Annotated in this window: 27 protein-coding genes and 1 tRNA gene; 15 read left to right on the forward strand and 13 right to left on the reverse strand. The window is 67.3% G+C overall.

What is annotated here, in order from left to right:
* Positions 1 to 2: 2 nt before the first annotated feature.
* The 9 genes from AC6RIC_RS08205 to AC6RIC_RS08245 form a co-directional block, all read right to left on the reverse strand.
* The gene (locus AC6RIC_RS08205) at positions 3 to 749 is read right to left on the reverse strand and encodes a hypothetical protein (RefSeq protein WP_499735796.1); all 747 of its coding nucleotides are present in this window, start codon (positions 747 to 749) and stop codon (positions 3 to 5) included.
* Positions 746 to 1,105 (reverse strand): DUF7768 domain-containing protein, encoded by a 360-nt coding sequence (locus tag AC6RIC_RS08210; RefSeq protein WP_499735797.1) that lies wholly within the window; start codon positions 1,103 to 1,105, stop codon positions 746 to 748. Before AC6RIC_RS08210 ends, AC6RIC_RS08205 begins: the two co-directional genes overlap by 4 nt.
* Positions 1,102 to 1,740 carry a hypothetical protein gene (locus AC6RIC_RS08215; RefSeq protein ID WP_499735798.1) on the reverse strand — a complete coding sequence of 213 codons (639 nt, stop codon included), beginning with the start codon at positions 1,738 to 1,740 and terminating at the stop codon, positions 1,102 to 1,104. The genes AC6RIC_RS08210 and AC6RIC_RS08215 overlap by 4 nt, the downstream gene beginning before the upstream one ends.
* The gene (locus AC6RIC_RS08220; RefSeq protein WP_499735799.1) at positions 1,733 to 1,969 is read right to left on the reverse strand and encodes a hypothetical protein; all 237 of its coding nucleotides are present in this window, start codon (positions 1,967 to 1,969) and stop codon (positions 1,733 to 1,735) included. The genes AC6RIC_RS08215 and AC6RIC_RS08220 overlap by 8 nt, the downstream gene beginning before the upstream one ends.
* A 43-nt stretch (positions 1,970 to 2,012) precedes the next feature.
* Entirely contained in the window at positions 2,013 to 3,155 is a 1,143-nt protein-coding gene (locus tag AC6RIC_RS08225) for a DNA polymerase III subunit beta (protein ID WP_499735800.1), read from the reverse strand.
* Entirely contained in the window at positions 3,143 to 4,489 is a 1,347-nt protein-coding gene (locus AC6RIC_RS08230) for an MT-A70 family methyltransferase (protein ID WP_499735801.1), read from the reverse strand. Before AC6RIC_RS08230 ends, AC6RIC_RS08225 begins: the two co-directional genes overlap by 13 nt.
* Positions 4,482 to 5,102, reverse strand: coding sequence for a phosphohydrolase (locus AC6RIC_RS08235; RefSeq protein ID WP_499735802.1), 621 nt, complete (start codon positions 5,100 to 5,102; stop codon positions 4,482 to 4,484). Before AC6RIC_RS08235 ends, AC6RIC_RS08230 begins: the two co-directional genes overlap by 8 nt.
* Before the next feature lie 184 nt (positions 5,103 to 5,286).
* Positions 5,287 to 5,757 carry a hypothetical protein gene (locus tag AC6RIC_RS08240; RefSeq protein WP_499735803.1) on the reverse strand — a complete coding sequence of 157 codons (471 nt, stop codon included), beginning with the start codon at positions 5,755 to 5,757 and terminating at the stop codon, positions 5,287 to 5,289.
* A 55-nt stretch (positions 5,758 to 5,812) separates the two neighbouring features.
* Positions 5,813 to 6,019, reverse strand: a complete 207-nt coding sequence (locus tag AC6RIC_RS08245) for a hypothetical protein (RefSeq protein WP_499735804.1) — start codon at positions 6,017 to 6,019, stop codon at positions 5,813 to 5,815.
* Here AC6RIC_RS08245 and AC6RIC_RS08250 point away from each other — a divergent pair.
* The 3 genes from AC6RIC_RS08250 to AC6RIC_RS08260 all read left to right on the forward strand — a co-directional run bounded on the left by AC6RIC_RS08250 (position 6,018) and on the right by AC6RIC_RS08260 (position 7,777).
* The gene (locus tag AC6RIC_RS08250) at positions 6,018 to 6,860 is read left to right on the forward strand and encodes a LexA family transcriptional regulator (protein WP_499735805.1); all 843 of its coding nucleotides are present in this window, start codon (positions 6,018 to 6,020) and stop codon (positions 6,858 to 6,860) included. The genes AC6RIC_RS08245 and AC6RIC_RS08250 overlap by 2 nt on opposite strands.
* A 330-nt stretch (positions 6,861 to 7,190) precedes the next feature.
* Positions 7,191 to 7,358 (forward strand): hypothetical protein, encoded by a 168-nt coding sequence (locus AC6RIC_RS08255; RefSeq protein WP_499735806.1) that lies wholly within the window; start codon positions 7,191 to 7,193, stop codon positions 7,356 to 7,358.
* A complete protein-coding gene (locus AC6RIC_RS08260) occupies positions 7,358 to 7,777 on the forward strand; it encodes a hypothetical protein (RefSeq protein WP_499735807.1) in 420 nt (139 codons plus the stop codon). Before AC6RIC_RS08255 ends, AC6RIC_RS08260 begins: the two co-directional genes overlap by 1 nt.
* 4 nt (positions 7,778 to 7,781) lie before the next feature.
* Here the strand turns inward: AC6RIC_RS08260 and AC6RIC_RS08265 are convergent, their stop codons facing one another.
* Positions 7,782 to 8,033: a hypothetical protein gene (locus AC6RIC_RS08265; protein WP_499735808.1), complete on the reverse strand. Its 252-nt coding sequence runs from the start codon at positions 8,031 to 8,033 to the stop codon at positions 7,782 to 7,784.
* 150 nt (positions 8,034 to 8,183) lie between these two features.
* Here AC6RIC_RS08265 and AC6RIC_RS08270 point away from each other — a divergent pair, with 150 nt between their 5' ends.
* From AC6RIC_RS08270 to AC6RIC_RS08320, 11 genes are read left to right on the forward strand one after another with little or no spacing between them, the layout of a single operon-like run.
* Positions 8,184 to 8,393, forward strand: coding sequence for a hypothetical protein (locus tag AC6RIC_RS08270; RefSeq protein WP_499735809.1), 210 nt, complete (start codon positions 8,184 to 8,186; stop codon positions 8,391 to 8,393).
* A complete protein-coding gene (locus tag AC6RIC_RS08275; protein WP_499735810.1) occupies positions 8,390 to 8,983 on the forward strand; it encodes a hypothetical protein in 594 nt (197 codons plus the stop codon). The genes AC6RIC_RS08270 and AC6RIC_RS08275 overlap by 4 nt, the downstream gene beginning before the upstream one ends.
* Complete coding sequence (locus tag AC6RIC_RS08280) at positions 8,980 to 9,219, forward strand: hypothetical protein (protein ID WP_499735811.1); 240 nt, start codon at positions 8,980 to 8,982, stop codon at positions 9,217 to 9,219. Before AC6RIC_RS08275 ends, AC6RIC_RS08280 begins: the two co-directional genes overlap by 4 nt.
* Positions 9,216 to 9,596 carry a DUF4031 domain-containing protein gene (locus AC6RIC_RS08285; RefSeq protein WP_499735812.1) on the forward strand — a complete coding sequence of 127 codons (381 nt, stop codon included), beginning with the start codon at positions 9,216 to 9,218 and terminating at the stop codon, positions 9,594 to 9,596. The genes AC6RIC_RS08280 and AC6RIC_RS08285 overlap by 4 nt, the downstream gene beginning before the upstream one ends.
* Positions 9,593 to 9,865 (forward strand): DUF2312 domain-containing protein, encoded by a 273-nt coding sequence (locus tag AC6RIC_RS08290; RefSeq protein WP_499735813.1) that lies wholly within the window; start codon positions 9,593 to 9,595, stop codon positions 9,863 to 9,865. The genes AC6RIC_RS08285 and AC6RIC_RS08290 overlap by 4 nt, the downstream gene beginning before the upstream one ends.
* On the forward strand, positions 9,862 to 10,158 hold the full coding sequence (locus tag AC6RIC_RS08295) for a hypothetical protein (RefSeq protein ID WP_499735814.1): 297 nt from the start codon (positions 9,862 to 9,864) through the stop codon (positions 10,156 to 10,158). The genes AC6RIC_RS08290 and AC6RIC_RS08295 overlap by 4 nt, the downstream gene beginning before the upstream one ends.
* Positions 10,155 to 10,412, forward strand: coding sequence for a hypothetical protein (locus tag AC6RIC_RS08300; RefSeq protein ID WP_499735815.1), 258 nt, complete (start codon positions 10,155 to 10,157; stop codon positions 10,410 to 10,412). The genes AC6RIC_RS08295 and AC6RIC_RS08300 overlap by 4 nt, the downstream gene beginning before the upstream one ends.
* Complete coding sequence (locus AC6RIC_RS08305) at positions 10,405 to 11,562, forward strand: phage Gp37/Gp68 family protein (protein WP_499735816.1); 1,158 nt, start codon at positions 10,405 to 10,407, stop codon at positions 11,560 to 11,562. The genes AC6RIC_RS08300 and AC6RIC_RS08305 overlap by 8 nt, the downstream gene beginning before the upstream one ends.
* Entirely contained in the window at positions 11,562 to 11,960 is a 399-nt protein-coding gene (locus AC6RIC_RS08310; protein ID WP_499735817.1) for a DUF4326 domain-containing protein, read from the forward strand. The genes AC6RIC_RS08305 and AC6RIC_RS08310 overlap by 1 nt, the downstream gene beginning before the upstream one ends.
* The gene (locus AC6RIC_RS08315) at positions 11,960 to 12,145 is read left to right on the forward strand and encodes a hypothetical protein (RefSeq protein ID WP_499735818.1); all 186 of its coding nucleotides are present in this window, start codon (positions 11,960 to 11,962) and stop codon (positions 12,143 to 12,145) included. The genes AC6RIC_RS08310 and AC6RIC_RS08315 overlap by 1 nt, the downstream gene beginning before the upstream one ends.
* A complete protein-coding gene (locus AC6RIC_RS08320; RefSeq protein WP_499736571.1) occupies positions 12,099 to 13,712 on the forward strand; it encodes a recombinase family protein in 1,614 nt (537 codons plus the stop codon). Before AC6RIC_RS08315 ends, AC6RIC_RS08320 begins: the two co-directional genes overlap by 47 nt.
* On the opposite strand, the gene AC6RIC_RS08325 is transcribed toward AC6RIC_RS08320, so the two are convergent.
* From AC6RIC_RS08325 to mnmA, 3 genes are all read right to left on the reverse strand, one after another.
* Positions 13,669 to 13,745, reverse strand: a tRNA-Met gene (locus AC6RIC_RS08325). The two genes, AC6RIC_RS08320 and AC6RIC_RS08325, sit on opposite strands and share 44 nt — an antisense overlap.
* 67 nt (positions 13,746 to 13,812) lie before the next feature.
* Positions 13,813 to 14,469, reverse strand: coding sequence for a class I SAM-dependent methyltransferase (locus AC6RIC_RS08330; RefSeq protein WP_499735819.1), 657 nt, complete (start codon positions 14,467 to 14,469; stop codon positions 13,813 to 13,815).
* Between the two features lie 39 nt (positions 14,470 to 14,508).
* On the reverse strand, positions 14,509 to 15,696 hold the full coding sequence (mnmA, locus tag AC6RIC_RS08335) for a tRNA 2-thiouridine(34) synthase MnmA (protein WP_499735820.1): 1,188 nt from the start codon (positions 15,694 to 15,696) through the stop codon (positions 14,509 to 14,511).
* Positions 15,697 to 15,948: 252 nt separating this feature from the next.
* Here mnmA and AC6RIC_RS08340 point away from each other — a divergent pair, with 252 nt between their 5' ends.
* Entirely contained in the window at positions 15,949 to 17,427 is a 1,479-nt protein-coding gene (locus tag AC6RIC_RS08340; protein WP_499735821.1) for a flagellar hook-length control protein FliK, read from the forward strand.
* Positions 17,428 to 17,440 lie beyond the last annotated feature (13 nt).

Raw genomic sequence — 17,440 nt, forward strand, 5'->3', positions numbered from 1 at the left:
GCTCAAGTGCCTCCTGGCGAAGCGGCGGTTGCGGCGGCAATTCCAAACGAGGCCGGCGTAGCTCCTGCTCGATGCGCCGGCATGCGCGATCGAACGTCGGCGTATCGATTTCGATTCCGATGAAAGCCCGGCGCTCCATGGCACACGCGACGCCGGTCGTGCCCCCCCCCCATGAAGGGGTCGCAGACTATGTCACCCGGCCGGCTGTAGTGCTGCACGAGGAGGCTCATGAGGCGGGTTGGCTTGCCACCCATGCGCTCTTTGTCAGACCAGCCTTCACCGGCAACGTACCCGCCGGGCAGTGTGCCCCATTTTTTGAGCGCGGCCGTGCGAGCGCAGATGATCCAGTCAGTCCAAGAGCACGGCCCATCGCCAGAAAGTCGGACACTGCGGCCCGGATGGAAGAACGGCAGAGGCGCGAAGACGTACCTACCAAGCTCCTCAAGGGCGCGCTGAATTTCGGGCGCCAAGGTATGGTCGGTCATCCACACCACCCACCCCTGAGCGGAACGCACGAAATGGCCTGCCAGCACCTTCGCCATAACAGGCGAAAGCGCCGCATAACCTAGCTGCTCGCGCACAACGCCATCGCTGCCGCGACGAGCGCCACCATCATGGCCCGAGTGAGTCCGCGCGCTGTAAGGCGGATCAGTGATGATGTGGTCGACCTTGCCGAGCGTCGGCAGGATCTCGCGGCAGTCGCCGAGATAGAGCGCCACGGAAGCGGAGAGATGCTCGACGCGGCTCATAGCGTCGCCTCGGAGATGATCTGACCGATATCTCGCCCCTCGATCGATCGGAACTCGACGAGAATTCCGGCCTGCATGGCGCTCGCGATTCCGTAGCGCATGCCGGAGCTGATGCCCCGATCGACGTACACGACGCTCGCCTGTGCCACCGCACGCCACGCCAAGCCGGCGTCAATGCCCTGCCGGCGTTCGTCCGGAATCGTGTCGTCGAGAATGCCGGGTTGGGTATAGAGGAGATGCGACGCAATCGGCGCCTCGCCGCGCTGCAGGCTGTCGCGCACGCAGGCTCGCGCATAGGCGATATTGGCGTCGACATCGCCCGCGAACGGGCTTTCGAGAATGACCAGGCGCTTCATGCCGCCCTCGCTTCGTCAGCATCGCTGCCCCACTGGTCGGCCATGGCTTCGGCGATGCCGGGGAAGAAGCGCGAGCGCTCGCGCCACCTGTCAGGGCCGGGCGGCATGCGGTGCACCCGCGCGACGCGCCCCTCGACGATGTTCGTCGGCTTGAGCGCGGGCAGGTTGCGCAGCCACAGGCAGGTGCGCTTCACCTCGCCATGGCCGAACTGCCAGGGCTGCACGCTCTGCGCCGGCTCCTGATAGTCCTCGATCAGCGCCTTGGCGTGCCGATGCATGACCGGGTTTTCGATCGCGACGCGCTCGATCGGCGCATTCCAGAACGCGCTGAACAGCGCCGCGCCGTCATGCAGGTCAACCCACATTTCCTCCAGCGTCCGCCCCTTCGGCGGGCGCGAGAGCCAGCGAACGCCGCTGTTGCACAGTCGCGTGCAGGGCGGATGCGCGACCATCAGCAAATCCCAGCCCTCGCCAAGGATGGCGCGGGCATCGCCGACGATATGCCTGTTGCTGCCATCCTCGGCCGGAAGCAGGTCGCACGACCACGCATCATGTCCGCGCGCCGCAAAGGCTCGTCGCACGATGCCGGAGAACTCGCACGCGACGAGAACGCGCAGGGATTTGCCGTCACGCATCGGGCCGGCTCCAGTACAGGCGGGAGCCGGCAGGCGTGGCGGTGTAGCCGCTGCCGACGAATTCGCCATCCTCGGTCATGAGCCCACTCTCGGGGCGCGCGAGCCCCTTGGCGCGCAGCGAATGGCAGGCAGAGCGAACCGCCTCGCGCGTGAGCCCCGTCAGGGCCGCGAGCGACTTGAACGGAAAGGCCGTCCAATCGTCGTCGTGATGGTTGGCCAGCAGCGGCATGCATGCCTGCTCGTCGGCCGATAGATCGGACCAGAGCGTCACATCACACCCGCATCGGCATGAGGATGCGGGTCATCTCCGGATCGGAATCCTTGATCAGGAGCGGGTCGCCGGGCGCCGAGAGGCCGAGCGTGACGTCGCCCATGCAGCCGGAGACCATGTCGCCGAAATAGACCGCGTTGAGGCCGAAGGGCGCGAGGCCTTCCGGCCAGGCGGAGGCCGTCTTTGCCCGCGCCCTGTCCCCGTCGCCGCTGCGGACGAGGACGAGCCGCCCGTCCTGCTCGTCGAAGCGGATCGCCCGGCCGATATCGCGGCCGAACACGCCGAGCCGCGCCAAAGCCGCCGAAACGTCCGGCCGCTTGAGCGCGATCGCGAAGGCCCCGGCCTTTTCGACGCAGGGCGCGACGATCTTGTCGAACTCGGGATAGGTGCCGTCGATCAGCTCGGTGCGGATGGAGAGCCCGTCCGTTTCGAAAACGAGGCCGCCGGCAGTGGCCCCCTGTCGCGCCTGATTGCCTGAGCTAACCCGGACATCGCGCCCGGCGAGATGCTTGCAGATCAGCCCCACGGCCTTGCGCGGGATGATCCGCGCGACCTCGTCGACCGGGTCGGCGCTGACGCGGCAGCAGCCGAGGCGATGCCCGTCCGTGGCGACGAAGCGGGAGCCGAGCGGCCCGCGATGCCAGCACACGCCGTTGAGGTAATAGCGCGTCTCCTCGGTCGAGATGAACGCCCGCACCTTGTCGAGCTGCGCCGCCAGCTGGCCGTTGCCGAAGGTCTCCAGCAGGGCGCCACGCTTGACGATATCGGTCGGAAAATCAGCCGCCGGCAGCGCGTCGAGCGTATAGACCGCCTCGTCATCGCCGAGGCTGATCGTTATCTTCGCCTCTTCCTCGCCGCTGCCGCGCACGATCCGCACCGGCATGGCGCCGGCAACATGGGCGATGCCGGCCAGCGCCTGCGCCGGCAGGCACAGGCTCCAGCCGCCGGCCCGGTCGCCGTCGATCACGTCGATGCGCGTCTCGACCTCGATATCGAGATCGGTCGCGGAGAGCCGCAGGCCGTCGCTCTCCAGCGCCAGCCGGACGTAAGCGAGGATCGGGATCGTCGATCGCCTTTCGACGACGTCGATCAGAGGGCGCAAGGCAGCCTTGAGGGATCGGCCCTCGACCGTCACGAATTGCATGTCGGCTCTCCAGGGGATGAAGCGGAAAAAGGGAGCGGCTGCGGCGCCCTCCCGCGCAGGGGCAGGGCGGGCAGTTCGGCGAGTTCGTCGACGATGACGAGCGAGGGCGAGGAGCCAGACAGAGGAGGCGGCGCTTCGGCGCCCCAGACATCCCAGCCGGGCCGGGCGGTGCGAGCGTTGCATTCAAGCTTCGGCACGCCGGGGAAGAAGCGCTCCGCCCATTCGTGCATGGTCGGCGGCTTCACCGAGTTGGCGCCGCGCGGCGCCTCAAAGACGCTGTCCCATTGCGTGCCGAGCGCAGGGCATGGCGGATCGCCCCGCGTGCCGAGCAGCACCAGTTCATGTGTGAAATGGAACCAGTAGCCCCGTCCGCGCATCGCGCCGGGCAGCAACTTCCGCCAGATCGCATGCGTGCGGTAGGTGAAGCCGCGCGCTTCCATCACCTTGAGGGCGGCAGGCAGGCGCGGCGGTGTCGCCCAAAGCAACAGCACGCAATCGCGCGCCGCGAGCTCGCCGATCGGCCGGGCGCAGATCTCTTCCACCGACGAGGTCGGGTAGTGGTTCTCTTCCGCCCGATCCATGCCGGTTTCAGGCGACCACGACTCCCACTGCCATTCGGGATCTTCAATGATCAGGCCGTAACGCTTGGCCGAAGCGACCATGTCTGCCAGCTTGTCATTGGCCTCCGCGATCTTGCCGGCCATGCCGACGACGCGCGCCTCGCGCCGCGCCTTTTTCTTGTCCTGCCTCGCCCGGTGCTGTTCGCTGACGAGCTGATGCAGGGCCTCGACCGGGACCGAGCGCAGCGTCGCCATGTCGGCAGCCCGCTTGCCGATCGCCGCCGTGTCCATGGTGGCCACGGTGCCGTGCTTCGTCGTGAAGCTGCGCTCACTGGAAGAACTTCCAGTGAGGCGACGCAGCTCGGCGACGAGCGGATGACCGACATGGGCGCGCCGGGCGATTTCGCGGTCGCTCCATTGCGACCATTCTGGATCGCGCAGGAGCAAGATGACGGCCCGGCGCTTGTCGCCGGAGGTTCGGCGCAGGCCGTGCGTCGCATTGGCGCCACAGGCGCGCAACACGGCCTCGCGCCGCGTGCCCGGCTCGATATCGGCCTCGATCTCGGTTTCGCCGGCAGCTTCATAGCCGGCCATCCGGTGGAAGCCGTCCCAAGGCCAATAGTCGGTGCCGTCATAGAGGACGCCTATCGGCGGGAACTTGGCGCCCTCGCGCTTGGCCTCGGCATAGACTTCGACCGTGGACGGGTCGAGCATGGCGCGGGCCTGCGTGCCGCCGTCGCGGCGCAGCTTCGCGATGGCGATCAGCTCAGCCATGCCGGCGCGCCTCGGCGCGGGCCTTGCTGACGGCACCGCCGCGCTCCGGTCCCGTATTGTGGAAGGGCGCATTGGCCGCGAACCTGCCGTCCGTCAGCTCGTCGAAGAGGCGGATGAACTGGAATTCAGCCTCGGTCGGGCTCCAGAACTCCAGCGCGACGCCGAGCGCATTTCCCGGCAGATTCCAGGGCACGGGCGGCCTGGCCATGGCCTGCGCCAGCTCGTCATGCAGGATACGGTTATCCGCCTCATGCACTGCCGCCGGCATCTCGGCCGGCAGGCCGTAGCGCGCGCAGATCGCGAACATCACCGCCGCTTCGGCGACCTTGTAGCCGGGCAGGTAGGGCTTTACCGGCCGCGGCACGTCGACGAGATAGGCCTCGGAAGCGTCGTGGAGCAGCGCCCAGAGCTTGTAAGGCGCATCGACGGCGCGGGCCATCAGCACGCAATGCTCGGCCACCGAATAGAACCGGCGGCAATGGCCGGCATAGCGGCACTGCAGCGAGAGCGCATGCGCGATGTCGGCGATCTCGACCTCATCCGGTCGGGGATCGATCGGCCAGAACATCCGGCCGGAGAAAGTCTGCATCCAGTCGCCAAGCCGGGCCGTCATGGGCGCGCTCCTTCAGGGACGAGCCGGCCCGTGCCGTCGTCTGTGGTGATGCGATGGCCCCGGCCTTTGCAGGCCGGGCAGGAGGAAGCGGAAAAAGCCGCCGGCGAGCAGGAGGTGGCGCGCGCCGGCGGCAGGTGGCCAGCGGTGCCGCCGCTGGCAGGGGGGAGGTGAAGGAAGCGGCCGGTCATGCGCCGCCCCCGGCTTGGGTGGCGGCGTTGACGCGCTCGAAACGCTCGATCGAGCGGCGCAGGTCGGCGAGATCCTTGCCGACCGTCAGGGCGTCGGTGCGGGAATATTTCCCGTCGCCGACCGCTTGCGAGAACGTCCGGCAGAGATCGCCGACCTCGACCATGACGGCGGCATGGGCATCGAACGGGCCGTCAGCGCCGGCGCAAGGCGGGGCGCCCTCGCGCTCGACGCGGTGCCCCTGCAATTCGGCCTCGACTTTGGTGACGACCGGCACGCCGCATTCCCGCTCCAGCGCGAGTTTGGCCGGGATCGAGAGCATCGCCGGGTTGTCGCGCTGGCAGACATAGGAGATCGTCGACTGCGCCAGCCCGACGATATCGGCAGCGCGCTTCTGCCCGCCGCAGCGCTCCACCAGGTCGGCCATGGCCGCCTTCAGGAGATAGAAATCCGCATCGAATTTGCGCATCGGGGCCTCTGATAAGGAGGCGGGCGATATCGCTCGCCCGCCGGGAATGCGGGCGTTAGGAAGAAGCGACTTGTGAGGGAGCACTGACGCGGATGAAATCGCGCACCTGAGCCGCCTTATCGAGGGTCACCGACCCGCCTTCGCGCAGCCGAGGCACGAGCTTTCCATCGTTTACGGCTTTTCGGCCGAACGTCGTCTCCGCCATCCCTGTCACAGACAGGAACGCGTCGATCTCCTGCAGGAATTTTTGGGTCTCGCTCATGCCGATGATCGTTAATGGGCAAATGCCCGCCGAGTCAATGGGCATGATGGGCAAAATTCACATCGACGATGGGCAAGAGAGTGGGCAAGTTCCCACCATGACGAACGGCTGGCGCAAGCGCTTGGAAGATGAACTCACGCTGCAGAAGCGCGATATGAAGGAGGTTTCGGGGGCCGCAGGTCTCGGCGAGACCTACATTCGCGATGCGCTTAAGCGCGGTCGCGGCGGCAAGATTGAGAACCTCCAGAAGATCGCCAAGGCACTGGGCAAGCCGCCGAACTGGCTGATCAGCGGCGGCAAGCCGCTGATCGATAGCTTCGATCCCGACGCCGTAGACGAGGAGCTTCCGGAGAATCAGGAGGCGGCGGAGGCGGCACGGAGGGCTGCCAGGCGCGAGCTGCGGCCCGGAGAGATTATCGAACGCGATGTTCGCGGCGGCATGGGCCTCGGCGGATTTGCTGACCAGGTGATGGTTGACGGTCAGCCTGCAGACGGCGTGCGCGCAACATGGACAATGCCGGTCTCATTCCTGCACACCGAGCTCCGTGCGCGCGAAAACGAGGTCGATATCATTCCGGTGGACGGCGATTCCATGGTGCCGACATTGCTTCCCGGTGATCGCGTGATGATCCACAGAGGAGCGGTAGTGCCAGCGCCGGATGGCATTTTCGCGATCGACGACGGCATCGGCGTATCGGTAAAGCGGCTTCAGCTGGTGCGCGGCTCCGATCCCATGATGGTCCGGATCATTTCCGACAATCCGGCGCATCAGGAGGACCGAGTGTCGGTTGATAACCTCCGTGTTCTCGGCCGGGTGATCATGAAGATGTCGAGGATGTAGCCCGGCTCATGAGGATCTTACTCTACGGGGCCGGGGTCGTAATGGCCGTTCTCGCTGCCATGATCATCCTCGGATCATCGGAGCCTGAGACCACGTTTCAGCAACGAGCTAAGCGCGAGTGCGACAAGATCCATCCGCACAGCGAGGTCGATTCCAACAATTGCCAGATATCCCTGACGGCTCGGTATCTGCTGGAGATCCGATCCAATCAAATGGATCGAGCATACGACCGCGCCCGACAGTAAATTGATGGGCAATTGCCTATTGCCCATTGACAAAGGGCAAATGCCCATTTCATAACACGCCCATCGAAACCCGATGAGGCGTGCCATGTGCGTTCGTCCTGCCTGCTACCTCCCCAGCCATGAGCCGACACCGCGCGATCACGCTGCCCGGCTGATCGCCCGTCGCAACCTCGCGACGCTGGCGGAGATCGCGGCCATAGCCGTCTTCCTGCGGATGGTCTGGGTCTGGGCCGCGCTCGGGGCCGGCGCGTGATGGCGGACGGGATCAGCATCACCGACGCGATCGCGACGCTCCGCCTCCTGCATGACGCGGGCTACGACCTCGCACCGCTCCTTGCCGTCGCACAGGAGCATGATCCGGAGATCGCTAAGCGAGCCGGGCAGCCCGAAGTTGTCGAAGCCCGTTATCGCAACCGGCTCGCGGCCGAATGTGGCGCGCCGACGTTCGCGGATTTTCTCGATGCATGGCCAGCGACCAAGACTGACTGGCCGATCCACACGGCTTTCATTTGGGCGCAGCTCAGCGCTCGCGATCGCAGAGAAGCCCTCTCCGAGATAGGCCCCTTCATCGAGCGCCGCCGGAAGCTTGGCCGGCCGACAGTCAGCGCCGCAAACTACCTCCTCGGCAAGCTTTGGATCGATAGCATTCTGCGCCGGGAGCTTGCGCAATGATGCGTCAGGTCACCGGCTCCCTGATCTGGTCGAGCACGCGCCCGACGACTGTCTCGATTCCGGCATGCGTCATCGGGCTCAAGTCGACGATTTCGAGCCCGGCAAGTCGCAGGGCCATCCGCGCATCGAGGCGCTCGCGAGCGGCTGAGCCGGCGACATCGGCAAGCATCCGGCCAATCTCGATAACCAGCATCTCAATTGCGATGGCGTGCTCGTCCGGACGGGCGCCGAGCACCTTTCCCTTCATGATCGTCATGAGTTTCCCCTCTTTGCCTGTGGCGGTCCTGACGCCCGCGCCGACTGCGAATCGGCGCGGGCACCCCCTCACGCTGCGGAACTCCGCGCGCCGCGCAAGGCGCCGCTTCCGCTCGTCCCCGCTTTCCACCCAGCAGAAGGAAGCCTGCCCATGATCGCGCAGACCGTTGCCGCCCGCCGTCCCGCCGCCACGCTCCGCTCGGTGCCGGCCCGCATGGCGGATTTCCTCTCCAGCCATTCGGCGTCCGCCGGCGGCGTGACCGAGGAAGACCTCCTCCTCGAGTTCACCAAGGAGGAGATCGCCGAGCATTTCGAGACGGCGAAGAGGATCGCCCGCAACGCCGGCAAGGTGCGCCAGTGAGCGCAGTGCCGGAGCGCCGGGCGCAAGGGGCGGCGCCACGCCAGATCACTTTCGCCCAGCGCACGGCACTTCGCCTCATGCATACCGGCGCGCTGCTGCGCGCCGGTGGCAACAGCAACTGGTACTGCCGCGCCTTCCCGAAGCACGCCGTTCGTGACGAGACGGTGCAGGCGCTGGTCAAGCGTGGCTTGGCCCGCATCGGGTCCTATCGCGGCCTCTACATGGACGAGCGCGAATGCGCCGTGCTGACGCCGCAAGGCGAGGTCGAGAATTGCGGCGCTCGCATCGCCGCGCCGCCCCCGCCGCCCGTCGCGGCGGAGGTCGTGCTGCGCGAGGTCGAGGCCGCGCTCGCCGTCCTCGACGCTGACGCGGAGAAGCTCCGCGCCGAGATCCTGCAGGACAGTGCCGCCGCGCTCGAAATCCGCCGCACGCTCGCGGAGGCCGAGGCCAGGATCGCCCAGGCCGAGAAACGCCTGCACGAGCGCGAGCGCGCTCGCGAAAACCTCAATCAGCGCCGCGTCGATCTGCGCGCGCTCGTCGCCCATGCCTGCGAGCGCCTCGGCGCCGAGATTGCGGAGGCACGGCAATGAAGAAAACCACGTTGAGCGGCGAACTCCCGCGGCGGCTGGCACAAGGCATTTCGGACGCGATCCACAAAGCCGTCAAATCCGGCATGGAGCTGGATGAAGCCTGCTGCGTCGGCGTTTCGGTCATCGCAGACTATGCGCGGGCAGCCTATGGGCCGGGCTATCTGGCCCCACTGTCTGGCGTTCTGCTGGAGCGCGGCGATCGCCCGCCGCCAGAACTCAAGCGGGCCAGCCGATGACCGTCTATGTCGACGACGTCCGGCACCCGTTCGGCCGCATGGTCATGTGCCACATGTGGGCCGACACGCTCGACGAGCTGCTCGCCATGGCCGATCGCATCGGCGTCGCGCGCAAGTGGATTCAGGGCCACCCGACGCTGAGCTTCGGCAAGCACCGGGATGCGTCGTGGGTTCACTTCGATATCGCGCTCGCCATGAAGGCCAAGGCGATCGAGGCCGGCGCCGTTCTTACCGACAAATTCGGCCCGGTCGAGTTCGAGGCGCGGGCGAATATCGCATCAGGCGACGAAGTCCTTGTCGCGATCGGGACGCGCAAGCTGCGGCAGGTCGAACACCTCCGCATTCAGCGGCGCTTGGCGGCGGAGACCGCCTCATGAGCTACCCCAGCAATTCCGGAGGCGACATGGACGATCCGGTCCAGGGCGATCAGCTGAAATCCATCGTCGAGCGCATCGAGCGCTTGGAGGAGGAGAAGAAGACGATCGCGGACGATATCAAGGAAGTCTACGCCGAGGCCAAGGGCAACGGCTACGACGTCAAGATCCTCCGCAAGGTCGTGGCGCTGCGCCGCCGCGATCTCGACGAGCGCAAGGAAGAGGAGGCCATTCTCGAACTCTACCTGCAGACCGTGGGGGAAACCCCATGAGCGACGCATGGAAGACCGAAGAGCGCCGGCAGGCCCAGATATTCGCGGAGGCAATCCAGGCGACGATTGATCGCACGGGTGCAGAGCTTCGCGCCGCTGGCAATCCGCCCATCCTCAACGCTCTCGCCGGCGGACTGGCAGGCGTCGTCGGCAGCATGCTCGCCAGCGTGGCCGAGCCGCGCCACCGTAAGGCGATGCGCCGCGAGTTCGACGCTGCGCTCCCGCAGGCCATCGCACAGGCTCGTATCGGCGGCTTTGCCCAGACCGTCGTCGTGGGAGGTCGCAAGCAATGACGTCGCCGATCCGCATCGAGATGACGCCCGGCCTGCCGGAGGCGAAGAGCCCCGGCCAGTTCCTCGGCTATGACGCGACCGGCGCCATGTGGCTGCTGCGCTGGAGCACGAAGGAAGGCGTCTGGCACGGCCTCGGCTTCGAACGCGACCAGGGGCCGAACTGGCCGGCGCTGCGCCGCGGCGCCGAGCTTCCCCCTCTCATCATCGGTCATGTCAAAGGGCCGGATTTCCATGCGGAGGCGAGCCATGGCTGAGACCTCGATCGAATGGACCGAGCGCAGCTGGAATCCCGTCGTCGGCTGCTCGATCGTCTCGCCGGGCTGCACGAACTGTTACGCCATGGCCATCGCCGAGCGTTTCCGGCACGTCTATGGCGGCCGGAAGTGGGCTGGGATGCCAGCCGAGGCGATGACGCGCCGCGTCAACGGCAAGGCCGTCTGGACCGGCCAGCTGACGCTGGCGCCGATTCGCATCCTCACGGAGCCGCTGCGCCGGCGGAAGCCGACCACCTATTTCGTCAACAGCATGGGCGACCTTTTCCACGAGGATACGCCCGAGGAATGGATCGACCTCGTCATCGCCATCATGGCGCTGTGCCCGCAGCACACGTTCCAGATCCTGACGAAGCGCGGCGTGCGCATGCGCAAGCACATGTCGCCAACCACGAGCATTCCCATGCTCGGCCGGCTCCCGCTTGAGCGAGTGCACCTCGCCGCCGCCGGCGACATCGACGGCGAGAACAAGCTCTTCGAAGAGCTGAAGCGCTACGGCAATCTCTACTCGCTTTATTGCTCGGTGCCGTGGCCGCTGCCGAATGTCTGGCTTGGCGTCAGCGCAGAGGATCAGAGGCGGGCCGACGAGCGCATTCCCGAATTGCTCGCGACGCCGGCGGCTGTTCGCTTTGTCAGCGCCGAGCCGCTGCTTGGTCCGATTGATTTTGAGGCCATCGACGACGGCGAGCGCGATGGCGTTCGTCTTCGCTTCGATGCACTCAGCGGCCTCGCGTTCGACGGCGAGGGTGCCGTCGACGGTGTTTTCGGCAATCCCGATCCCAAGCTCGACTGGATCATCGTCGGCGGCGAGAGCGGGCCGGGCGCCAGGCCGATGCATCCGGACTGGCCGCGCCAGATCCGCGACCAGTGCGCCGCCGCCGGCTCGGCGTTCTTTTTCAAGCAGTGGGGCAATTGGTCCCCGCTTGTCGATCGGGACAAGGATGATCCGGATTGGAGGCTGGACTACAGGTTCCGCTATTCGGATGACCGGCCAGATATCGCCTGGCTGAACAACGCCGGCGGGCGCGGCTTTCACGGCGATCGCTTCCACATCATGGGCCGAGGCAGGAAAGCAGACGCCGGCCGCCTCCTCGACGGCATCGAGCACAACGCCATGCCGGAGGTGCGGTGATGATGAAACCCGTCCGCCTTCAGCTCTCCCGCACCGCTGGTTTCAACCTGCAGGCCCTGTCGCAGGCAACCAACGGCCTGCCGGCGGTGAAGGTCACGCGGCCGGGCCTCTACGGCAACCCGTTCGTGCATGAAGATGTCGAGAAAGCCGTCGAGGCCTTCAGGCGCTATTGCCAGGGCGGAACGCAGTCGTTTGAGATGGGGCCGGGCAAGCTGCAGTTCGCGCCGGGGGGACACCCGAACAGCCTGCATTTTGGATGGCCGGAATGGCTGCGCACCGAAGGCCTTCCAGCCATCCGCGGCAAGAATCTCGCTTGCTGGTGCAAGCTCGGCACGCCTTGCCATGCCGACGTGCTGCTCGAATTGGCAAACCGGCCGACCTGCGAGGCCGTCGACTGATGGCCCGCGCAGCCGCCAGCACCGGAAGCACACTCGATCCCGGCCTCGTCCGGTTGATCGAGGCGCTTGCGCGCGAGGCGGCGCGCCGTGATCATGCCGCCGCGACCGGGCAGGCCGCACCATTGAAGGCACAGACGCATGCGCGCGGCGATCTACGCTCGATTCTCAACCGACCTGCAGAGTGACCGCTCGGTCGAGGACCAGGTCGCGCTGTGCCGCTCGCATGCTGATCGCCTCGGCCTCACCGTCACCGACGTCTTCGCCGATCGCGCCGCCTCCGGCGCCTCGATCCATGGCCGTCCGGATTATCAGCGCCTGATCGGCCTCGCGCTCGCCGGCCAGTTCGACGCCATCCTGACCGAGGATCTCGACCGCCTCTCGCGCAACCTTGCCGATATCGCCCGGCTCTATGAGACCGCACAGTTCGCCGGCGTGAAGCTCGTCACCGTGGCGGATGGCGAGATCAGCGAGATGCATATTGGCCTCAAGGGCACGATGTCCGCGCTCTTCCTGAAGGGATTGGCGCAGAAGGTGCGGCGCGGCCTCTCAGGCGTTGTCAGGGACGGGCGCAGCGCCGGCGGGCGGGCCTATGGCTATCGGCCGGTCCCAGGGCAGCCGGGCAAGCTGGAGATCGTGCCGGAAGAAGCGGAGATCGTGCGCCGGATCTTCGCGGAGTATCTCGCAGGCGAATCGCCCCGCTCGATCGCCGGGCGCCTCAATACGGAAGGCGTGCCGCCGCCGCGCGGCACGTTCTGGGCCGCTGTCACGATCAACGGCAACCGCAAGCGCGGCCATGGCCTGCTGCTCAATCCGATTTATGCCGGCAAGCGTGTCTGGAATCGCGTGCGGATGGTGAAAGACCCCGGCACCGGCAAACGGATCTCGCGCGTCAACGGCGAGTCCGAATGGCAGGAGCAGGATGCGCCGGAACTGGCGATCGTCGATCGCGAGACCTACGAAGCCGTGCAGCAGCGACGCGGCGAGCGGGTCGAACAGAACCCGCGCGATCGGGCGCGGCCGAAGCATCTGCTCTCCGGCCTCCTGCGCTGCGGCGCCTGCGGGGCCGGCATGTCCGTGAAGGATCGCCGCGGCGACCGCACCCGCATCCGCTGCACGCAGGCGCTGGAGGCGCGGACCTGCTCGGATGGCCGGGCCTATTACCTTGAGGATATCGAGGCTGCGGTCGTCGACGGCCTGCAGGCGCAGCTCGGCCAGCGCGAGGCCATCGCTCTCTATGTGAAGACCTATAACGACGAGCGCCTGCGGCTGGCCGCCGACGTCGTCAACCAGCGCGCCCAGGCCGAGAAGCGCCTCGCCGCCGCCGAGCGCATCTATGACCGTGCCTACCGGGGCTATATCGACGGCATCATCGACGAGGAGGAATCGGCACGTGAGCTGCCGAGGCTGCGCGCTGAGAAGAAGCGCCTGCAGGACGAGCTCGCGGGACTGGAGCAGCCGCCAAAACTGGTCACGCTGCACCCGGCCGCCGTGAACCACTATCTGGCCGCAATCGAGATCCTCGCGCAAACGGTGAAGGCCGGCGAGGCATTCGGCGCGGAATCAAAAACCGCCCTGCGCGACCTGATCGCGACAGTGACGGTTCACCCGGCGCCGGCCGGCACAAATCCAGAGATCTCGATAGAGGGCCACCTGACGAAGATGATCGGTGGCGACCACTTCCCCACGCGCAAAGCTTGGGGGGGTAAGGTGGTAGCGGGAGAGGGACTTGAACCCCCGACACGCGGATTATGATTCCGCTGCTCTAACCAGCTGAGCTACCCCGCCACAGGGCCGAGGCCGGCAGAGCCGGCTCGTCTTCGAGGCGCGATATAGGCGGCGCGGCGGGGCTGCGTCAAGCCTTGGATTGCGGGTTATCGGCAGAAGCGTGCTTGCGCAGCCGGACGACCTTGAAATAGCCGCGCCCGACATGGACCGTCTCGTAGCGGCCGGTCGCCTTCGCCCAGTCGGTCAGCCGGCTGACCTTGAAGTCGGAGCTCCAGCCGATGGCCTTCGACAAGGGGGCGACTGCGCTCCAGAACGGTGCCAGCAGGCCGCCATCGTCAACGAGGCGGCTGGAGATGATGATCTCGCCGCCGGGCTTCAGGACACGGTCCATCTCCGCCAGCGCCTGCTCCGGATTCGGAACGAGCGTGATCACGAACTGCGCCGTGACGGCGTCGAAGCGCTCATTGCCGAAGCCGAGCCGGCAGGCATCCATCACCATCAGCCCGCGGACATGGTCGAGCTTCTGGCTCTCGACCTTGCGGTGGGCGACCTTGAGCATGTCGAGCGAGAGGTCGGCGCCGAGCACGCGCGAGTCCGGCGTGAAATAGGGCAGGGTGAGCCCGGTGCCGACGCCGATCTCGAGGATATCAGGCCCGCAGGCGCAGGCCGCTTCCACCGCCTCGCGCTGCGGGCGGGCCAGCATGTGCTGGTAGATCCGGTCGTAGAATTTCGCCCAGGTCGCGTAGACGCGCTTCTGGCCGTCGAGATCGTAGGTCACCGGCATGGTCTGGAATCCGCGCGGAAGGGCTTGAGCCTGAACGGGTCAGGACAGGGCGAGGGCGGCCGGCGCGGACGCGGCCGGCAGGGCGAGCGGGCGCCGCAGGATGGTGCCGCCGCCGAGGACGCGGGCACCGGGGCCGGCATCGGCGTAGATCACGCAGGCCTGGCCGGGCGAAACGCCTTCCTCGTCGCTGGCGAGCTCGATGCGCAGGCCGTCTTCGTCGCGGAAGAGCCGGGCCTCGCGCGGCGCGCGGGTCGAGCGGACGCGCACGGCGACATCGAGCCCTTCCGGTGGCAGCACATCGAGCGGCATCTCGCCGAGCCAGTTGAGGTCGCGCAGGCGGATCTCGCGCACGCTCAACGCCTCGCGCGGGCCGACGATGACGCGGGCGTCGTCGGCATCCAGGCGCAGCACATAGAGGGGTTCGCTTGAACTGATGCCGAGGCCCTTGCGCTGGCCGACGGTGTAATGGAGCACGCCGTCATGATGGCCGAGCACGCGGCCATCGAGATGGACGATGTCGCCGGGGCGGGCCGCACCGGGCTTCAGCCGCTCGATGACATCGGCATAGCGGCCGTTCGGCACGAAGCAGATGTCCTGGCTGTCCGGCTTGTCGGCGATGGCGAGGCCGAGCTCGGCCGCCAGCGCGCGGGTCTGCGCCTTGTCGATATGGCCAAGCGGGAAGCGCAGCAGGTCGAGCTGCTCCTGCGTCGTCGCGTAGAGGAAATAGCTCTGGTCGCGGCTGGCATCCGCCGCGCGGAACAGGCCGCGATGGCCGTTGCCGAGATCGCGGCTGAGCACATAGTGGCCGGTGGCGAGGGCGTCGGCGCCGAGCTCCCTGGCGAGATCGAGCAGGTCGCGGAACTTCACGGTCCGGTTGCACTCGACGCAGGGGATCGGCGTCTCGCCCGCGAGATAGCTCTCGGCGAAGCGCTCGATCACGGCATCGCGGAAGCGGCTTTCGTAATCGAGCACGTAATGGGGAATGCCGATCGTCTCGGCGACGCGGCGGGCGTCGTGGATGTCCTGCCCGGCGCAGCAGGCCCCTGTGCGATGGACGGCAGCGCCATGATCGTAGAGCTGGAGCGTGACGCCGACGACATCGTAGCCCTCGCGCTTGAGCAGGGCCGCAACCACCGAGGAATCGACGCCGCCGGACATCGCCGCGACGACGCGTGTCGCCGCGGGCGGCTTGGCGATGTCGAGGGAATTGCGGAAGGGCGCGGTCATTCTCGGCTGTGTCGTCGCTGGTTCGGTGCTCGAAAGGCGGCTTCGGCGCGTCTGCCGGCTCTATACCGGCTTTGCTCCGAGGCCGCCAGCAGGATCGGCAAATCCTGCCGGCCTGGGCGCGTGGAACCGGGCTCATATTGCCCGCTCTTAAGATGAGGTGGTGCTAAGGCCTTGATTCAGCAAGGGGTGTTTCTGGCTTGCAACTTGCTGGACAGGACCGGGCGCGTCGTTGCTTGCGTCACGGAACCGTTCATGTCGATCCAGTCTGCGTTCACCAGCCAGCCTCTTGCGGAAGCGCCGGTTGCCCGGTCGCGCGCCGGTCAAACCGAGCCGCGCGAGGGTGGCGAGGTCTTCGCGCTGCCCGAGGCGGGGCCGGATGCTGCCGGGCAGGCCAAGGCCGGTGCAACCGGGAAGATGGCTGCCTCGGGAGAGGCCGTAGCCGCCAAGGAAGCCGCTGCCGCCGTGCAGGCTGTCGACCCCGCCAAGGTGAGTGCGCAAGTGGACAAGTCTCTGGCGGCTGCCGAGCCGGTTGTGGCGTCGGCTCCGGCCAACAAGCCCGAGCCGCAGACGGCGAAGGTTGAGGCGAGCGGGATCGCGTTCCTGATCGCGATGGCCGCGGCCCAGACGGGCACCCAGACCGAGACTGTCGGAGAGGAGCCGGCGACGAAGCCGGGCGAAGTCGACGAGGGCGCGGCGAAGAAGGACGGCAAGGCCGCCGTCGAAGGTGAAGGCGAGGCCGGGGTGGCGGCTGCGGTTCCGATGGCCGAAAGCCAGGCGGCCGCGCCGGTGCCTGTTCCGGTCATGACCCTGTCGCCGATGGTTCTGCCGCAGGGGCCGCTGCTTGCGGTCGATGCGGCTGCGGGTGATGTTGCGGAAGCGATGACGGCCGAGGGCGGAGGGAAGAAGGACGTCGTGAAGCCGGCCCTCGCAGCCGCAACCGGCGGGCTGCCGCTCGTCGCGATGGCGACGCCGGACGTCGCTCAGGCGGGGATCGCCGGAGCGACGGAAGGCAAGGCTGCGTCCGGCGCCGTGCATGCCGTCGGAACGGCGGGCCGGGGCGCGCCGGAGTTTGCGGATATCCTCGCCAAGGCCGACCAACCGGCGGCAGCCGGCGCCGCTCCGGCTCCCGCCGAGGGCAAGGCGCTCGACGCCCTCCAGCAGCAGCCGGCAACGCCGTTCGATCTCTCGACCCTGCTGCAGCAGACGCCCGGAAAGGCCGGGCATGAGCGCCTGATCCAGCCGTTCGATCCGAATGCGGCTTCCGGCGCGCCGGGGCAGGGCACGGCGAGCGGCCAGCCGACGCCGATCCATGTCGTGCCGATCGAGATCGGCCTGCGTGCGATGTCCGGCTCGCGGCAGTTCGATATCCGGCTCGATCCCGACGAACTCGGCCGCGTCGACGTCAGCCTGTCGATCTCCGACAAGGGCGAGGTCAGCGCCAGGCTGGTCGTCGACCGGGTCGAGACCCTGCATCTCCTGCAGCGCGATGCGCGCACGCTGGAGCGCGCCTTCGAGCAGGCTGGACTCAAGCCGTCCGATGGCGGCGTCGACATCACCTTGCGCGATCCGTCCGACCAGTCGGCCTTCCGCCAGAACCGCCAGCAGGACGAGGCGCCGCAGCGCTCGCGCCAGCCTGACGGCAGCGATCTGGCCGACGACGCCCCCCTTTCCATCGACCCCGCCCCGCAGCGCCGTCTCATCCGGCTCGGCGGCGTCGATCTCAGCATCTGAACGAGGATCAGCA

The sequence above is a fragment of the Allobosea sp. TBD101 genome, from assembly GCF_059817965.1.

Coding starts and splice junctions, on each gene's coding strand:
- AC6RIC_RS08305 (WP_499735816.1), top strand. CDS start 10,405: ATGGCTGAGACCTCGATCGAATGGACCGAGCGCAGCTGGAATCCCGTC.
- AC6RIC_RS08230 (WP_499735801.1), bottom strand. CDS start 4,489: ATGGCTGAGCTGATCGCCATCGCGAAGCTGCGCCGCGACGGCGGCACG.
- AC6RIC_RS08210 (WP_499735797.1), bottom strand. CDS start 1,105: ATGAAGCGCCTGGTCATTCTCGAAAGCCCGTTCGCGGGCGATGTCGAC.
- AC6RIC_RS08300 (WP_499735815.1), top strand. CDS start 10,155: ATGACGTCGCCGATCCGCATCGAGATGACGCCCGGCCTGCCGGAGGCG.
- AC6RIC_RS08310 (WP_499735817.1), top strand. CDS start 11,562: ATGATGAAACCCGTCCGCCTTCAGCTCTCCCGCACCGCTGGTTTCAAC.
- AC6RIC_RS08265 (WP_499735808.1), bottom strand. CDS start 8,033: ATGACGATCATGAAGGGAAAGGTGCTCGGCGCCCGTCCGGACGAGCAC.
- AC6RIC_RS08315 (WP_499735818.1), top strand. CDS start 11,960: ATGGCCCGCGCAGCCGCCAGCACCGGAAGCACACTCGATCCCGGCCTC.
- AC6RIC_RS08330 (WP_499735819.1), bottom strand. CDS start 14,469: ATGCCGGTGACCTACGATCTCGACGGCCAGAAGCGCGTCTACGCGACC.
- AC6RIC_RS08245 (WP_499735804.1), bottom strand. CDS start 6,019: ATGAGCGAGACCCAAAAATTCCTGCAGGAGATCGACGCGTTCCTGTCT.
- AC6RIC_RS08205 (WP_499735796.1), bottom strand. CDS start 749: ATGAGCCGCGTCGAGCATCTCTCCGCTTCCGTGGCGCTCTATCTCGGC.
- AC6RIC_RS08295 (WP_499735814.1), top strand. CDS start 9,862: ATGAGCGACGCATGGAAGACCGAAGAGCGCCGGCAGGCCCAGATATTC.
- AC6RIC_RS08255 (WP_499735806.1), top strand. CDS start 7,191: ATGTGCGTTCGTCCTGCCTGCTACCTCCCCAGCCATGAGCCGACACCG.
- AC6RIC_RS08220 (WP_499735799.1), bottom strand. CDS start 1,969: ATGCCGCTGCTGGCCAACCATCACGACGACGATTGGACGGCCTTTCCG.
- AC6RIC_RS08280 (WP_499735811.1), top strand. CDS start 8,980: ATGAAGAAAACCACGTTGAGCGGCGAACTCCCGCGGCGGCTGGCACAA.
- AC6RIC_RS08285 (WP_499735812.1), top strand. CDS start 9,216: ATGACCGTCTATGTCGACGACGTCCGGCACCCGTTCGGCCGCATGGTC.
- AC6RIC_RS08250 (WP_499735805.1), top strand. CDS start 6,018: ATGCCGATGATCGTTAATGGGCAAATGCCCGCCGAGTCAATGGGCATG.
- AC6RIC_RS08320 (WP_499736571.1), top strand. CDS start 12,099: ATGCGCGCGGCGATCTACGCTCGATTCTCAACCGACCTGCAGAGTGAC.
- AC6RIC_RS08270 (WP_499735809.1), top strand. CDS start 8,184: ATGATCGCGCAGACCGTTGCCGCCCGCCGTCCCGCCGCCACGCTCCGC.
- AC6RIC_RS08215 (WP_499735798.1), bottom strand. CDS start 1,740: ATGCGTGACGGCAAATCCCTGCGCGTTCTCGTCGCGTGCGAGTTCTCC.
- AC6RIC_RS08260 (WP_499735807.1), top strand. CDS start 7,358: ATGGCGGACGGGATCAGCATCACCGACGCGATCGCGACGCTCCGCCTC.
- AC6RIC_RS08240 (WP_499735803.1), bottom strand. CDS start 5,757: ATGCGCAAATTCGATGCGGATTTCTATCTCCTGAAGGCGGCCATGGCC.
- AC6RIC_RS08290 (WP_499735813.1), top strand. CDS start 9,593: ATGAGCTACCCCAGCAATTCCGGAGGCGACATGGACGATCCGGTCCAG.
- mnmA (WP_499735820.1), bottom strand. CDS start 15,696: ATGACCGCGCCCTTCCGCAATTCCCTCGACATCGCCAAGCCGCCCGCG.
- AC6RIC_RS08225 (WP_499735800.1), bottom strand. CDS start 3,155: ATGCAATTCGTGACGGTCGAGGGCCGATCCCTCAAGGCTGCCTTGCGC.
- AC6RIC_RS08340 (WP_499735821.1), top strand. CDS start 15,949: ATGTCGATCCAGTCTGCGTTCACCAGCCAGCCTCTTGCGGAAGCGCCG.
- AC6RIC_RS08235 (WP_499735802.1), bottom strand. CDS start 5,102: ATGACGGCCCGGCTTGGCGACTGGATGCAGACTTTCTCCGGCCGGATG.